The organism is Aminobacter sp. P4_D5 (genome assembly GCF_056401815.1).
This window is the reverse complement of sequence record NZ_JBFUIP010000005.1, coordinates 54,115-68,111: the sequence shown is the minus strand read 5'-3', so window position 1 is coordinate 68,111 and position 13,997 is coordinate 54,115. Positions and strand designations below refer to the sequence as shown.

The 13,997-nt window shown below is 60.8% G+C and carries 14 protein-coding genes; all 14 read left to right on the top strand.

Annotated elements, in window-relative coordinates; genetic code table 11:
• The 14 genes from hypA to AC1DWF_RS02455 all read left to right on the top strand — a co-directional run bounded on the left by hypA (position 1) and on the right by AC1DWF_RS02455 (position 13,948).
• Positions 1-390 carry a hydrogenase maturation nickel metallochaperone HypA gene (gene hypA / locus AC1DWF_RS02520; RefSeq protein ID WP_476785018.1) on the top strand — a complete coding sequence of 130 codons (390 nt, stop codon included), beginning with the start codon at positions 1-3 and terminating at the stop codon, positions 388-390.
• A gap of 21 nt (positions 391-411) precedes the next feature.
• On the top strand, positions 412-1,485 hold the full coding sequence (locus tag AC1DWF_RS02515) for an agmatinase family protein (protein ID WP_214390604.1): 1,074 nt from the start codon (positions 412-414) through the stop codon (positions 1,483-1,485).
• 25 nt (positions 1,486-1,510) lie between these two features.
• Positions 1,511-2,557, top strand: a complete 1,047-nt coding sequence (locus AC1DWF_RS02510; RefSeq protein WP_476785016.1) for an arginase family protein — start codon at positions 1,511-1,513, stop codon at positions 2,555-2,557.
• A 50-nt stretch (positions 2,558-2,607) separates the two neighbouring features.
• Positions 2,608-3,225, top strand: a complete 618-nt coding sequence (locus AC1DWF_RS02505; RefSeq protein WP_476804313.1) for a HupE/UreJ family protein — start codon at positions 2,608-2,610, stop codon at positions 3,223-3,225.
• A gap of 171 nt (positions 3,226-3,396) precedes the next feature.
• Entirely contained in the window at positions 3,397-4,530 is a 1,134-nt protein-coding gene (locus tag AC1DWF_RS02500) for an aminomethyl transferase family protein (RefSeq protein WP_476785014.1), read from the top strand.
• Between the two features lie 194 nt (positions 4,531-4,724).
• On the top strand, positions 4,725-4,934 hold the full coding sequence (locus tag AC1DWF_RS02495) for a cold-shock protein (RefSeq protein WP_476785013.1): 210 nt from the start codon (positions 4,725-4,727) through the stop codon (positions 4,932-4,934).
• A gap of 761 nt (positions 4,935-5,695) precedes the next feature.
• The gene (locus tag AC1DWF_RS02490) at positions 5,696-6,481 is read left to right on the top strand and encodes a FadR/GntR family transcriptional regulator (RefSeq protein WP_476788726.1); all 786 of its coding nucleotides are present in this window, start codon (positions 5,696-5,698) and stop codon (positions 6,479-6,481) included.
• Positions 6,478-8,205, top strand: coding sequence for an IlvD/Edd family dehydratase (locus tag AC1DWF_RS02485; protein WP_476788725.1), 1,728 nt, complete (start codon positions 6,478-6,480; stop codon positions 8,203-8,205). The genes AC1DWF_RS02490 and AC1DWF_RS02485 overlap by 4 nt, the downstream gene beginning before the upstream one ends.
• A gap of 12 nt (positions 8,206-8,217) precedes the next feature.
• The gene (locus AC1DWF_RS02480; RefSeq protein WP_476788724.1) at positions 8,218-8,997 is read left to right on the top strand and encodes an SDR family NAD(P)-dependent oxidoreductase; all 780 of its coding nucleotides are present in this window, start codon (positions 8,218-8,220) and stop codon (positions 8,995-8,997) included.
• A 26-nt stretch (positions 8,998-9,023) separates the two neighbouring features.
• The gene (gene araD1, locus AC1DWF_RS02475) at positions 9,024-10,022 is read left to right on the top strand and encodes an AraD1 family protein (protein WP_476788723.1); all 999 of its coding nucleotides are present in this window, start codon (positions 9,024-9,026) and stop codon (positions 10,020-10,022) included.
• 54 nt (positions 10,023-10,076) lie between these two features.
• Complete coding sequence (locus tag AC1DWF_RS02470; RefSeq protein WP_476786725.1) at positions 10,077-11,102, top strand: ABC transporter substrate-binding protein; 1,026 nt, start codon at positions 10,077-10,079, stop codon at positions 11,100-11,102.
• A 76-nt stretch (positions 11,103-11,178) separates the two neighbouring features.
• A complete protein-coding gene (locus tag AC1DWF_RS02465) occupies positions 11,179-12,282 on the top strand; it encodes an ABC transporter ATP-binding protein (RefSeq protein ID WP_476788722.1) in 1,104 nt (367 codons plus the stop codon).
• Positions 12,279-13,151, top strand: coding sequence for an ABC transporter permease (locus tag AC1DWF_RS02460; RefSeq protein ID WP_476788721.1), 873 nt, complete (start codon positions 12,279-12,281; stop codon positions 13,149-13,151). Before AC1DWF_RS02465 ends, AC1DWF_RS02460 begins: the two co-directional genes overlap by 4 nt.
• Entirely contained in the window at positions 13,148-13,948 is an 801-nt protein-coding gene (locus AC1DWF_RS02455) for an ABC transporter permease (protein ID WP_476841428.1), read from the top strand. The genes AC1DWF_RS02460 and AC1DWF_RS02455 overlap by 4 nt, the downstream gene beginning before the upstream one ends.
• The last annotated feature ends 49 nt before the right edge of the window (positions 13,949-13,997 follow it).

The window sequence follows — 13,997 nt, the reverse complement described above, 5'->3', positions numbered from 1 at the left end:
ATGCACGAACTCACGATCGCCTCAAGCCTGATCGATCTCGCCAGCGATCACGCGTCGCGTAACGGCCGCGCCCGTGTCACTGGTATGCATGTGCGTCTAGGCGTCATGTGCGGCATCGCCCGCTCGCTTTATTTCTGCTTTGGCCCGGCGACGCGCGGCACGCTTTGCGAAGGCGCCAAGCTGCACATCGAAGAAGTGCCGCTGACCATATTCTGCGAACACTGTGCTGAGGCGCGTTCGCCGCTCTCTCTTTCCAATCTTCGCTGCCCCGACTGCGGGAGGCCTTCACGCAAGGTGCTGTCCGGGCGCGAGATGGAACTGACCCACATCGAGCTTGAGGAAGAAGCTCCATTTCCGGCGTTGGCCCCGGTTGGGCAAACACTTCAGTAGTTATCTGTTGGGAGGAACAGCATGCTTGATCGAAAAGCAGACATAGCCAAGTGGCAGTTCACGCCACATCAACATCGTGGCCCCGCCGAGCAGTTCGGCGAGAACGATCACATCTACTCTCCGAAGCTGCACAACGGCTCGTTCAAATCCAGGGGGCTCGCCACCTTCATGGGCGCGCCCTATTGCCCGCCGGATCGTCACAAGATCCGGGAAATGGGTGCGAAAATCTGCTTCCTGGCGGTGCCGTGGGACCAGGGCCAGATCGTGCGCGCCGGCGCCTCGCAAGGTGCCTCGGGGCTACGTGAAGCCACGACGCAATATTTCCCCTACATGTTCGAATATGACGTCGACCTGCTGAGCTATTTCCGCATCGTCGACTGCGGCGATGTGCCGACGGTGCCCGGCAACAACATCAAGTCGCAGGAATATACCACCGACTACGTCACCGAATGCCTCGAAGGCGGCGCCAAGGTGATCCTGTTTGGCGGCGACCATTCCTTGCCGATCCCTGGCGCTAAGGCGCTGTCGCGTTTTACCGGCGCCGGCAAGATGGGCTATCTGCATGTCGACAGCCATCTCGACGCCGGACCCGACTGGGCCGGCAACCTGATCACCAACTGCTCCGGTGCGCCGCGCGCGCTCGACCTGCCCAATTGCAACGCCCGGAACATGGCGCATATGGGCTCGCGCAACGGCCTCAATCCCAAGGATTGGTGGGATTTCTACGTCGACAACGAAATCCGTGTCGTCACCATGCCCGAGATGATCGAGCGCGGGCTTGAAGTGTGCGCCAACGAGATCTTCGAACGGGTGAAGAAGGACGCCGACACGCTCTACTTCACCTGGGATACGGACTCGATCGACATGAGCTGCATGCCCGGCTCGACCTCGCCGGAATGCTACGGCCTGAAGGGGCGGGAAGCGATCCAGTTCGCGCGGATCGCTGGCCGGCATGGCTGCGACATTCTCGATGTCGTCGAGCTCTGCCCCTACTTCGACTCCAGCCAGATCAGCGCCAAGATGACGGTCAACATGATCTACCACTATCTCGGCTCACGCGCCCAGACTCTGCGCCAGCAGGGTAAGCAACCGTAAGAATTCTTGAGGAGGAGATACAGTCATGAACCCAGCAAAATCCTATGCCCATCTGTTTTCGCCGCTTGGCGGCGATGCGGGCGACAACTACCGGGCACCTGGCCTGATCACGTTCCTGCGTTCAGCCCACGTCCCGTTGAACGCCGAAGCACTCAAGGCCTGCGGCGCCAAATATGCCTTCGTTGGCGTGCCGTTCGATGAGGGCAATGTCGGCAAGCCCGGATCGGAGGACGGCCCGCGCGAATTCCGCCTCGTCTCGCAGGAGTATTTCTCCTACTGGTTCGAATATAATGTCGACCTGCACGGTGCCGCTGTCGATTGCGGCGACGTTTCGATGCCGAAGGTCAGCCCCGAAGTGGCCCACGAGCGCATTTATCGTGCGGTCCGCGAAGTGCTGAAATCCGGGCTGACGCCGATCATCTGCGGTGGCGACCGCTCGATCTCGATCGCTGCGGCGCGCGCGCTTTCCGACCATATCGGGGCGCAAAAGAAGATGGGCTACATGCATTTCAGCGCCCAGCTCGACATGGCCGACAGCTGGGCTGGCGAGCGCAATCTCGCCCCTTGCGCCATGGCCCGCATCACCGAGTTGCCCAATCTCGACATCAAAAATGTCGCGCATCTGGGCGCTCGCAACGCCATGAACCCAAAGGACCATATCGATCTGTCGAAGGAGAGGGGGCTTCAGTTCGACTCGATGTTCGACCTGTTCGATGGCGGCATCTACCCGCTTGTCGAGCGCTCGATCGAGCGGGTCTGGGGCAACACCGACGCGCAATATCTGAGCTTCAATTTCAACGTCATGGATTCGTCGGCTGCACCCGGCGTCACCTCGACGGAGCCGGGCGGCATCGAGTCGCGCGAGATGATGCGCATCGCCGACATGATCGCCAAGCGCGGCAGTGTCAGTGTCATCGACCTCACCGAGCTTTGCCCGATCTTCGACATCAGCGGCACGGCGGCCCGCCTGGCTGCGTGTGTCATCATGCGGTTGATGGCCTCGTTGGCGGCACAAAATGGCGACGTCATCGACGCCAATCTGCGCCGCACCGATCTGGTCGCCGCCGAGTAACAGACAACCACTTGGATAAGGCCGGCTGCGGCCGGCCACAGGAGTTGATGGTGAACACGACAACGAACACGAAGAAGATGACGCGGTTCGCTGCAGCGGTTGCTGTTGCTTATGCCGCCTCGACGATGCCGAGCTATGCCCATTTTCTGCCCGAGGCCGGTGGCCTAGGAGCCGGACTGTCCCACCCTTTGTCAGGACTTGACCATATCCTGGCCATGGCCGGGGTGGGCATCTGGGCCGGGCAGAATGCCGACAACGAGCCGGTGTTCCGCTGGCTGCCGCTCGGCTTCGTCATCGGCATGATCGCCGGTGCGGTGTTTGGCATGAGTGGGCTTTCGCTTCCCTTCGTCGAGCTGGGCATTGCCGGGTCGGTGGTGTTGCTGGGCGCGATCGTTGCGCTGGGCAGCAAGGTGCCATTCGCAGCGGCCTTTGCGATGACGTTCGCGTTTGGCGGCCTGCATGGTTTTGCCCATGGCCAGGAATTGCCTATCGCCAGCAATGCCTTCCTGTACGGGCTGGGCTTTGTCGCTTCGACAGTGGTCCTGCATGCGATGGGCTTTTCCCTTGCAACCATTGTCGCGCGCCAATCCTGGCGCACAGCGCTCAAGATGGGCGGTGGTGGCATCGCCGCTGCAGGCGTGGTCCTGGCTGCCGGCCTGGCCGGCTGATCGGCGGAGTCCCGCTCCGCCTGGCCTGAGCGTTGGAGGGCGCTCAGGCCGATCGCCTGCCCAAACTCCTTAAAATCTGTCGCGGGTCCTGCTCACGAACGAAAGACGTTCCTGGTGCGCTTTGACCCGCGCCAGCACGAAACCTGTTTGCCAAAATTACCGGAGGATACAATGACTTTGAGCTGGCGCTTCACCGCCCTCGGCGACCGCCACCGCGCACTGGGTTCCAATCTCGAGGATTGGAGCGGCATGGGCACCGCCTGGACCTACGACGCGGACCCTTTCGACCAGCACATCGCGATCCGCACCAAGGCCGGCCTGATGGACGTGTCGGGCCTTCGCAAGACGCACCTGATCGGCCCGCACGCAATCGCCATCCTGGAGTACATCACGACCCGCAGCATAGCCAAGATCCAGCCGGGCCGTTCGGTTTATGCAACCATGCTCAACGAGCGCGGCCATCTGACCGATGATTGCGTGATCTATCGCAATGGGCCCAATTCCTGGATGCTGGTTTCCGGCACCGGCACCGCGCATGAAGAGATCGTCAAGCAGGCGGCGGGCCGCAATTGTGCCGTGCTGTTCGACGACGACCTGCACGACCTTTCGCTGCAAGGGCCGGTCGCCGTCGACTTCCTCGCCAGGCATGTGCCCGGCATCCGCGACCTCAACTACTTCCACCACATCCACACCACGCTGTTCGGAGCGCCGGTGACGATTTCGCGGACGGGCTACACCGGCGAACGCGGCTACGAACTCTTCGTGCGCGGCCAGGACGCGCGGCTTGTCTGGGACACGATCCTTTCCGAAGGCAAGGAGATGGGCATCATTCCGTGCTGCTTCAGCACGCTCGACCTGCTGCGTGTCGAGAGCTATTTGCTGTTTTACCCCTATGACAATTCGCAGATGTATCCGATCCCGGGCCAGCCCGTCGGCGATAGCCTGTGGGAGCTTGGGCTCGATTTCACGGTTTCGCCTGGCAAGACCGGCTTCCGTGGTGCCGAGGAGCACTATCGCCAGAAAGGCCAGGAGCGCTTCAAAATCTTCGGCATGCTGATCGAAGGCGACAAGATGGCCGATCTCGGTGACGAGGTCTGGGCCGACGGTAACAAGGTCGGCGTCATCACCTGTCCGTCCTATTCGAAGCTGACCAAACGCTCGATGGCGATTGCTCGTCTCGACGGGCCTTATGCCAAGCAAGGCGTGAGGCTGGAGGTGCGGGGCAGGTCGCTGAGAGCCAACGCGATCGCCCACACGCTGACCTTCGATGATCCCGAAAAGAAGAAGCGGACGTCAAAGGGCTGACGTCCGGTACAGCCGCGGCCTGAGTGTCCCCGCCGGTATCGCGCGGGGAAACCGGCGGGGCGCCGCGAAAGTGGCATCGATGCAGGCCGATGGGCTGTCATCTTTTTGCTGCGTCTGTCTCAAAATCCTGATACGAACCGAACCGGCCTCACTGTCGGGCCATGCACATTGCTAGAGTTACAAGGAATAAGCATATGGCGACTGGAACCGTGAAGTGGTTCAACAGCACTAAGGGATTTGGGTTCATTCAGCCGGATGATGGTGGTCAGGACGTTTTCGTTCACATCTCCGCTGTTGAACGCGCTGGACTCTCGACCCTCGCTGATGGCCAGAAGGTCAATTTCGAGATCGAGCAGGACCGCCGCACCGGCAAGTCCTCTGCTGGCAATCTCAGCAAAGCCTGATTTTTCTCGCGCACCCTGGCAGCCGGAGGCGCGCGGCAAGTCTCGACTGTACTGACGTCCGCTCCAGTGAGCGCGCGAGAAACATGGTTTGATCCGGAGACCTGGGCAGCAAACTGCCGCAGCAGGTCTTTAGACATGATCATTTCAGATCAGCCCATTTGGCGACGAAAAGGCGGGGGCAATCTCCCGCCTTTTCGTGTTTGTTGGTTCAATTTCAGCAGTATGATGGTTGGCTAGGTGACCTGTCCGACGATCATCCTGAGCTATTTGCGTCCTTAGCTATTTGGAGCTTGGCAGTGGTTCGTCATGAGCCGCCTTGCTTCAATCGACGGCAGGCCGGGTGTTATCTCCGCATCATCTTGGCAGTTGCAGCGCTGGCGATGCTGTAGATTTTTCGAATACGGTCACGTGTGAGCGCTCAGCTTCCGTCAGCGACACTCTTGATTTGCCCATCCCCATTCGGCTTGCCTGAGCTGCGTAGTTTTCAAAGCTGCGCTCGGTGCGGATAGCCAGTGATGACACTATCCAGTGTTCTTCTGCCGCGTATCGAAGTCGCGCATTCGTTCGCCGCTTTGGCCACGATGCCTCTTCGCTAATCAGTAAATTGTGCCTGGAAAGCGTGAACGTGAACGTTGCGATCCGCAGCGTGCCCATACCCTAAAGACCGTATCGAGCAGGATCGGCAGCGTATCTGGCGGCGAGACCGATGCCATCCTCTTGACTCCGGCGATCATGCCGTTAAAAAATATCATATGAATAGTATGAAGAATAGAAAGTCGTTTAGCGCGGCCCGAGTCTCCCGGGTCGCGGTCGCGGTATCCAGCGGCTCGACCGCGCTGCATGCGACGGTGGTCGAACAAATCGGATTGCGCATCGTGCAAGGTGATTTCCTGCCCGGCGAAGCGCTTCCCAACGCCGACGACTCCAGCGAAATGCTGGGCGTCAGCCGCACGGTGCTGCGCGAGGCGATCAAGGTTCTGGCGGGCAAGGGGCTTGTCGAGTCACGGCCCAAGACAGGAACGCGGGTGCGTCCGCGCGCCGACTGGAATTTCCTCGATCCGGATGTCTTGTCGTGGCGCTACGCCGGGGCTGTCAGCGCCGACGATGTCAGGGCATTGTTCGAGTTGCGTCGAGCCATCGAGCCCATGTCCGCAGCACTCGCAGCCCAGCGTGCCACGCCGGGCCAGATCGCCGAGATGAACGCTGCGCTGACCGAAATGGAAGCGGTTGGCGACGATGGCGACCGTTTCGCCAAGCCGGACCTTGTGTTCCACCAGACCATCTTGCGTATGACCGGCAACGAACTGATCGGCTCGCTGGCTGCCCTGGTCGAGACCGCTCTTGTGATGAGCTTTCGCCTTTCCAACGACAACCCCGAGGGGCAGCGCCACTCGCTGCCGCTGCACAGGCAAGTGGCCAAAAAAATCGCCTCTGGCGACGGTCCGGGCGCGCAAAAGGCGCTGCTGGTGCTCATCGACAACGCCGAGGAAGACGTGCGCCGCAGCGTCGAGAACCGCAACAAGCGCCGCAAGGAACAGACGTCGTGACGGATGAAAAACGCAAGCTGCGTTCAACCGCATGGTTTGGGGGCGAGGGCAAGAATGCCTTCATGCACCGCAGCTGGATGAAGAACCAGGGCATTCCAGGCGACGAGTTCGACGGCCGTCCTGTGATCGGGATCTGCAACACCTGGTCCGAATTGACCCCGTGCAATGCCCATCTTCGTGCGCTTGCGGACCATGTCAAACGCGGCGTCTATGAGGCCGGCGGCCTGCCGCTCGAGTTTCCGGTGATGTCGCTGGGCGAAAGTAATATGCGCCCGACCGCCATGCTGTTCCGCAATCTGGCAAGCATGGATGTGGAGGAATCGATCCGGGGCAATCCGATGGATGGCGTCGTGCTGCTGGCCGGCTGCGACAAGACCACGCCGGCGCTGCTGATGGGGGCGGCGTCATGCAATCTGCCGACCATCACCATTTCGGGCGGGCCGATGCTCAACGGCAAGTTCCGCGGGCAGGATATCGGCTCGGGCACCCATGTGTGGAAATTCGCCGAGGACGTGAAGGCTGGGCGCATGGCCGTGGCCGATTTCCTCGCCGCCGAACAGGGCCAGAGCCGGTCGGCCGGCAGTTGCATGACAATGGGGACCGCTTCGACCATGGCAAGCATGGTCGAAGCGCTCGGCATCGGCATGCCCGACAACGCGGCAATCCCTGCGGTCGATTCCCGGCGGGGAGTCTTGGCCCATCTGGCGGGACGCCGCATCGTCCATCTGGTCCACAAGGACGTGACGATCTCGCAAATCCTCACCAAGGCGGCCTTTGAAAATGCCATTCGCGTCAACGGGGCAATCGGGGGCTCGACCAATGCGGTGTTGCATCTGATCGCCATCGCCCGTCGGGTTGGGGTGGAGCTGGGGCTTGAAGACTGGGATCGCCTTGGACGCGGCGTGCCCACGATCGTCGACCTTATGCCGTCCGGCCGATTCCTGATGGAAGACTTTTACTACGCCGGGGGGCTAGCTGCGGTCATGGCGTCGCTCGATGAGGTGGGGCTTCTTCATCGCGATGCCATGACTGTCAGTGGAAAGACCATCGGCGAATTGGTCGACGGTGCGCCCAATTACAATCCCGAGGTGATCCGGCCGCTGCGAAACCCGTTGACCGAGGAGGGGGGGATATCGATCCTTCGCGGCAATCTCGCGCCCAACGGGGCGGTGATCAAGCCATCGGCGGCAACGGCTGAATTGATGCAGCATCGCGGCAGGGCCGTCGTCTTCGAAAACATCGAGCATTACTACGCTCGCATCGATGATCCCGATCTGGACATTGACGCGTCGTCGGTGATGGTGCTCAAGAATTGCGGTCCACGCGGTTATCCCGGCATGGCCGAGGTCGGCAACATGCCGCTGCCGGCAAAGCTGCTCAAGCAAGGCGTCTCCGACATGGTTCGGATTTCGGATGCGCGCATGAGCGGTACCGCCTATGGCACCGTGGTCCTACACGTGGCGCCCGAGGCAGCCGCCGGGGGCGTGCTTGCACTGGTGCGCGATGGCGATCTTATCGAACTCGATGTGGCCGGGCGTCGCTTAGAGCTTCTCGTTTCCGATGAAGAACTGGCGATCCGCCGTAGCGACTGGACGCCGCCGCCGCCGCCGGAAGGCGGCTACCAAAGCCTGTATGTCGAGCGCGTGCTGCAGGCCGACGAGGGCTGCGATTTCGATTTTCTCGTCGGCCGCCGCGACGCCGGCATCCCTCGGCATTCGCACTAGAGGGCGCGGGCAATGACTGGCGAAACCAGCAGCTACGCCATCTTCCCCAGCCTGAGGGGCCGCAGCGTTTTCATAACCGGCGGCGGCAGCGGCATCGGCGAGAGCCTGGTACGTCACTTCTGCGCCCAGGGCAGCCGCGTCGCATTTGTAGATGTGGCGGAGGAGCAGTCGAGGCGTCTCGTCGATGCCATCGGCGCACTGGGCGAGGCACCGCCGCTGTTCGTTCCGTGCGACCTGCGCAATGTCGAGGATCTGCGGTCCGCCGTCGAGCAGGCGATGCAGCACAACGGCCCGATCCAGGTGCTGTGCAATAATGCGGGCAGCGACGACCGCCACCAAACCAAGGATGTGACGGTGTCCTATTGGGACGATCGCATGGCGGTCAATTTGCGTCACCAGTTCTTTGCGGCCCAGGCCGTGCGTCCGCAGATGAGCGCACTCGGTGGCGGCTCGATCATCAATTTTGGCTCCATCACCTGGATGGTCGGCGATCCGGATTGCCCCGCCTATGTGACGGCGAAAGCTGCAGTCTACGGCATGACACGGGCGCTCGCACGAGAGCTCGGCCCCGAACGCATCCGCGTCAACTGCATGGTGCCGGGCTGGGTCATGACGGAACGCCAGATGCGGTTGTGGCTGACCCCGGCCGGCGAGCGACAGATCGAGGAACGGCAATGCCTGCCGGATAGACTGCAGCCGTCCGATATCGCGCGCATGGCGCTGTTTCTCGCAGCCGACGACAGCAGCATGTGCACAAGCCAGCAATTCATCGTCGATGGAGGGTGGGTGTGACCCGCCCGATGGAAAAAGGTGATTTCATGCGTCTTGTACAATTCAAAATGCCTGCCGGAGACCGCCGGGTGGGCCGTGTCTCGATCGACGGCAACCATCTGCACCCGCTCAAGGAAACAAGCACTGTCCTCGAACTGGCCGAGGCGGCGATTGCCCGGGGCGTATCCATTGCAACGCTCGTCGAGGAGCGCATGACGGCCGAGCAGATTGACTATGATGAGCTGTTGCGTGCCGGCCTGGTGCTTGCCCCGGTAGATCATCCCGAGCCAGCGCGCTTCCTTGTCACCGGCACGGGCCTGACCCACACGGGAAGTGCAGCAGCGCGCGACAAGATGCACGTCCTGACCCATGGCGAGGATGCCGAGGAATCCGATTCCCTCAAGATTTTCCGCATGGGATTGGAAGGGGGCAAGCCCGCCGCCGGCCAGTTCGGGGTTCAGCCAGAGTGGTTCTTCAAGGGTGTCGGCACCTGTGTCGTTGCGCCCGGCTCACCGTTGCCGCTGCCTGCATTCGCCCGGGCTGGCGCCGAGGAAGCCGAAATTGTCGGGCTCTATCTCACTGGGCCCGATGGCAGTCCCTATCGCATCGGCTATGCGCTTGGGAACGAGTTTTCCGACCATGTTACGGAAGCGGAGAACTACCTCTATCTTGCCCATTCCAAGCTCAGGTCCTGTTCGATCGGCCCGGAACTGCTGGTTGGAGATCTGCCCGACGAAGTGCGTGGCCACTCTCGCATCCGGCGCAACGGCGCCGTGATCTGGGAGCAGGAATTTCTGTCGGGCGAGGCGCACATGTCGCACTCGATCGCCAATCTCGAGCACTATCATTTCCGCTACCCGATGAACCGCAGGCCCGGCGACCTGCACGCTTATTTCTTCGGCGCGGCAGTCATGAGCTACGCCTCGGGCGTCCAGACGGCACCCGGCGACGAATATGAAATCCAAGCCCAGCAGTTCGGCAAGCCACTGCGCAACCGGATGGAGCTTATGCCGGACGAGGGATTGGTCGTCGTCACACAGCTGTGACAGCGGAAGACCTGCGAATTGCGGCTCACCATGCATGATCAAGGGAGGTTAGTTATGGCACTGAAAAGACTGCTTCTAAGGATAGCGACAGTTGGATTGGGCATCGGCCTGATGGCATCGGCGGCCTTGGCCGAGAACCTTCGGGTCCTGGCCTGGGACGGTTACGCAGACGCTGATTGGGTCAAGCAATTCACCGCCGACACCGGCATAGGCGTGGATGTTGTCTTTATCGGCAGCGACGATGAAATCTGGGCCAAGATCAAGGGCAGCGAAGGCCAGGACTTCGATGTCTTCGCAGTCAACACAGCCCAATTGCAGCGCTATATCAAGGCTGATCTTGTCGCGCCGATCGACGTCGCGCAGCTCTCCAACCAGAAGGACGTGCTGCCGCGCTTCCGCGATCTGGCGGCGGTTGGCGGCGTGATGAACGATGGCAAGGTATACGGCATTCCGTTCTGCTTCGACTCGATCGGCCTGATCTACGACACCGACAAGGTCAAGCCAGCGCCGACGTCGATGGGAGCACTCTGGGATCCGGCATTCAAGGGCAAGATCCTGGCTTATGACAATGGCGAGCACAATTTCTCATTCACGGCGCTGACGCTCGGTTACAAGGATCCGTTTAATCTCAGCGACGACCAACTGGCGGCGGTCAAGGCCAAGCTGGTCGACCTAAAGCGCAACGTGCTCAGCTTTTACACCACCGCCGATGAAGCTCAGCAGATCTACAAGAACAACGACGTTGCTCTGATTTGGGCCAATTACGGCCAGCAGCAGGTCAAGGCGCTCAAGGACATTGGCGCCCACGTCGCCTATGTCAATCCAAGCGAGGGCGCATTGGCCTGGCTCGACAACTGGGTCATCTCCAAAGGCGTTCGCGACAAGGCCGCGGCCGAAAAGTGGATCGACTTCATGCTGAGCAAGAAGATCGGTGGTGAGCTCTCCGAACGTACCGGCTTTGGCAATACGGTCACTGAAACCGGCAGTGCCGGCGGCAACGACAAGCTGGTCTGGCTCAACAATGTCGAAGACCCGCTCAAGCGTTCGGATATGTGGAACGAGGTCAAGGCTACACCTTGATCTCTGACTTGCGCACTCGAAACACCGATGGTCCGGACATGTCCGGACCATCGCCAAATCTACGCAAGAGCAACTTATGAACCAGAATCCCGACCTGCTTACATTGCGGTCCGTATCCAAGTCCTACGGCGCGGTTCCCGTGCTCCACGACTTAGATCTTTCGATCCGGGATGGCGAATTTCTGACCGTCCTGGGACCATCGGGTTCGGGCAAGACCACGGTCCTGCGGCTCATCGGCGGATTGGAGCCCCTGACATCAGGCGAAATCCGGCTGGACGGTGAAGACATCAGCCGCATGCCGATCAACCGGCGTCCGTTCAACACGGTGTTTCAGGACTATGCGCTGTTTCCGCACCTGACCGTTTCCGGCAATGTCGGCTATGGGCTTTCAGTTCGCCATGTGCCACGCAAGGAGATCGTTCGTCGCGTCGCGGAAGCTCTGGAGCTGGTCCAACTCGGGCGCTTTGCCGATCGCTTTCCCGCGCAGCTTTCCGGCGGCCAACGCCAGCGTGTGGCGTTGGCCCGCGCGCTGATCTGCCAGCCGCGCCTCATCCTGCTCGATGAACCGCTTGCCGCGCTCGATCTCGAACTGCGGCGCCAGATGCAGGAATTCCTGAAATCCATTCAGCGCGAAATCAAGACCACCTTTCTGTTCGTGACCCACGATCAGGAAGAAGCCATCGGCATGGCCGACCGCATCTGCGTGATGCAGGCTGGTCACATTCGCCAACTGGGCACCCCGCACGAGCTCTACTACAAGCCGAATTGCGAGTTTGTGGCGCGGTTCTTTGGTGAAAACAATCTGGTGCTGGGAACGCTTGGGCCGGTCAAGGGCGAGTTGAGATCCATCGAGACAGGGCTCGGACGTCTGGTCTGTTCCGTTGACGGGCAGCCCCAACTGAAGGCTGCGGCGGACGGAACCAGCGCCTTTGCGGTGTTTCGTCCTGAGGCCCTACACCTTGCGGATGCGCAGGACGCCGACAACTGCTTTTCAGGCCGGATTGTCGATATGGCCTTTGCCGGCTCATCGACCGTTGCTACCATCACTGCCGGCTACGGCGAAGACGCGCCKCGCGTGAGGCTGCGTCTCCCAAGCCGGGTCAACGGCAGCGCACTGACATGCGGCCAGACAATGGCGCTTTCGTTCATGCCGCACGAAGGCCATCTGGTGCTTTCATGACCAGCTATAGTTCGATGCGGCTTTCCGAAATGCGATGGTCGCTGCTAGTGACGGTACTGGCGTTTGCCTTGCCTGTGATCTTCATTCTCGTGCCGCTGGCGATCTTTCTGGGTTACAGCTTTTTCAGCGTCGATCAGGGTGAGATCAACCACGCCCTGACGCTGGGCAATTACGTTCGTTTCTTCACTGATCCGGTTTTCCTGCCGGTGTTCTGGAACACGATCGTGCTGTGCGTTTCGGTGGCGGCGATCTGTGTCTTGCTGGCCTACCCCGCGGCCTATTTCCTGACCACGCTCAAAGGACGGTGGCGCTACGCGTTGCTCATGCTGCTTTTGGTGCCGCTGCTGATGAGCTATGTCATCAAGATCTACGCGATCCGCAGCATTCTCGGCCTCAATGGCTTTCTCAACAAGGCACTGGTGGCGATCGGCATCCTGCAGGAGCCATCCTCGCTCTTCGTGTTCAACATGAACGCCATCTTGCTTACGCTGACGCTCCTGCTGATCCCTTTCGCGATCCTGCCGATTTTCCTCGCACTCGAACGCGTTCCGCAGGTCTTGCTGCGCGCATCAGACGATCTCGGCGCCAGTGGATTGCAGACTTTCCTGCGTATCACACTGCCGCTTAGCCTGCCGGGTGTGGCAACGGCGGCAAGCTTTGTGTTCGTGCTGGCGATCGGCGATTTCCTGACCCCGCAAATGGTCGGTGGCATCAGCGGGTTCACCTTCGGCCGCATCCTCTACAGCCAGTTCGGCACGGCCTATAACTGGCCGTTTGGCGCGGCCCTGTCGGTGGCATTGGCCATGGTGGTGATCGCCGCAATTCTCCTTGGCGAGCGCTTCGGGCGCAATCGGGGGACTTCGCCATGAGTGCCGCGCTTCGGCCGTCCACTATCTTTCTGGCCGCAGTCACKGCGCTGGTCGCCGTGCTGCTCTACAGTCCGCTGCTTGTGCCGATCGTGTCGTCGTTCTTCACGATCACACGCGGCGAGGTCGATTGGTCGTCCCCAACGGTTTCGGCCTACGTGGCCTTGGCCGAGAACCGGGACATTCTCCTCGCTCTGCGCACCACGCTGATTGTCGGTATCTGTACGGTTGTCCTATCCGTGGTGGGCGGAACGCTGCTGGCCCTCTACTATCACGGCCGCCGCAGCGGGCGTTCCATCCTGCAGTTCATCATATTCCTGCCATTCCTGATGCCGCCGATCATCAGCGGTCTGGCGCTCCTGATCTTCTTCCGTGAAGTTGGCATCGAGCGCTCGCTGCTGACGGTCATCATCGGTCACACGGTCTTTGTCCTGGCGATTGTCTACCGCACCGTGCTGATGCGGTTGCAATCGATGAGCAGCACGCTGGTGGAGGCGTCTTACGATCTGGGTGCCACAAGGTGGCAGACGTTCTGGCGCATCATCTTGCCAAATCTTTCGAGCGCGATGATCGGCGGCGCGATCTTAGCCTTCGCCTTGTCGTTCGATGAAACCATGATCACCATTCTGGTGACCGGAACTCAGAGCACGCTGCCCGTCAGGCTGTGGGCGATGATGCGGCTTGGTTTTTCGCCAGATATCAACGMGCTCGTTGCGCTGATCCTGATGTTTACCGTGCTGCTCTGCGTCCTTGCCGCCCGCTTCCTCATTCCCAGGCAGGTCGCCACACAACGGAATTGAGGCTTTGTCTCAAATGCAGTTGCATTGTCGGAGAGAGGCTTCTGGTGCG

Coding starts and splice junctions, on each gene's coding strand:
- AC1DWF_RS02460 (WP_476788721.1), top strand. CDS start 12,279: ATGACCAGCTATAGTTCGATGCGGCTTTCCGAAATGCGATGGTCGCTG.
- hypA (WP_476785018.1), top strand. CDS start 1: ATGCACGAACTCACGATCGCCTCAAGCCTGATCGATCTCGCCAGCGAT.
- AC1DWF_RS02490 (WP_476788726.1), top strand. CDS start 5,696: ATGAAGAATAGAAAGTCGTTTAGCGCGGCCCGAGTCTCCCGGGTCGCG.
- AC1DWF_RS02500 (WP_476785014.1), top strand. CDS start 3,397: ATGACTTTGAGCTGGCGCTTCACCGCCCTCGGCGACCGCCACCGCGCA.
- araD1 (WP_476788723.1), top strand. CDS start 9,024: ATGCGTCTTGTACAATTCAAAATGCCTGCCGGAGACCGCCGGGTGGGC.
- AC1DWF_RS02470 (WP_476786725.1), top strand. CDS start 10,077: ATGGCACTGAAAAGACTGCTTCTAAGGATAGCGACAGTTGGATTGGGC.
- AC1DWF_RS02510 (WP_476785016.1), top strand. CDS start 1,511: ATGAACCCAGCAAAATCCTATGCCCATCTGTTTTCGCCGCTTGGCGGC.
- AC1DWF_RS02480 (WP_476788724.1), top strand. CDS start 8,218: ATGACTGGCGAAACCAGCAGCTACGCCATCTTCCCCAGCCTGAGGGGC.
- AC1DWF_RS02495 (WP_476785013.1), top strand. CDS start 4,725: ATGGCGACTGGAACCGTGAAGTGGTTCAACAGCACTAAGGGATTTGGG.
- AC1DWF_RS02515 (WP_214390604.1), top strand. CDS start 412: ATGCTTGATCGAAAAGCAGACATAGCCAAGTGGCAGTTCACGCCACAT.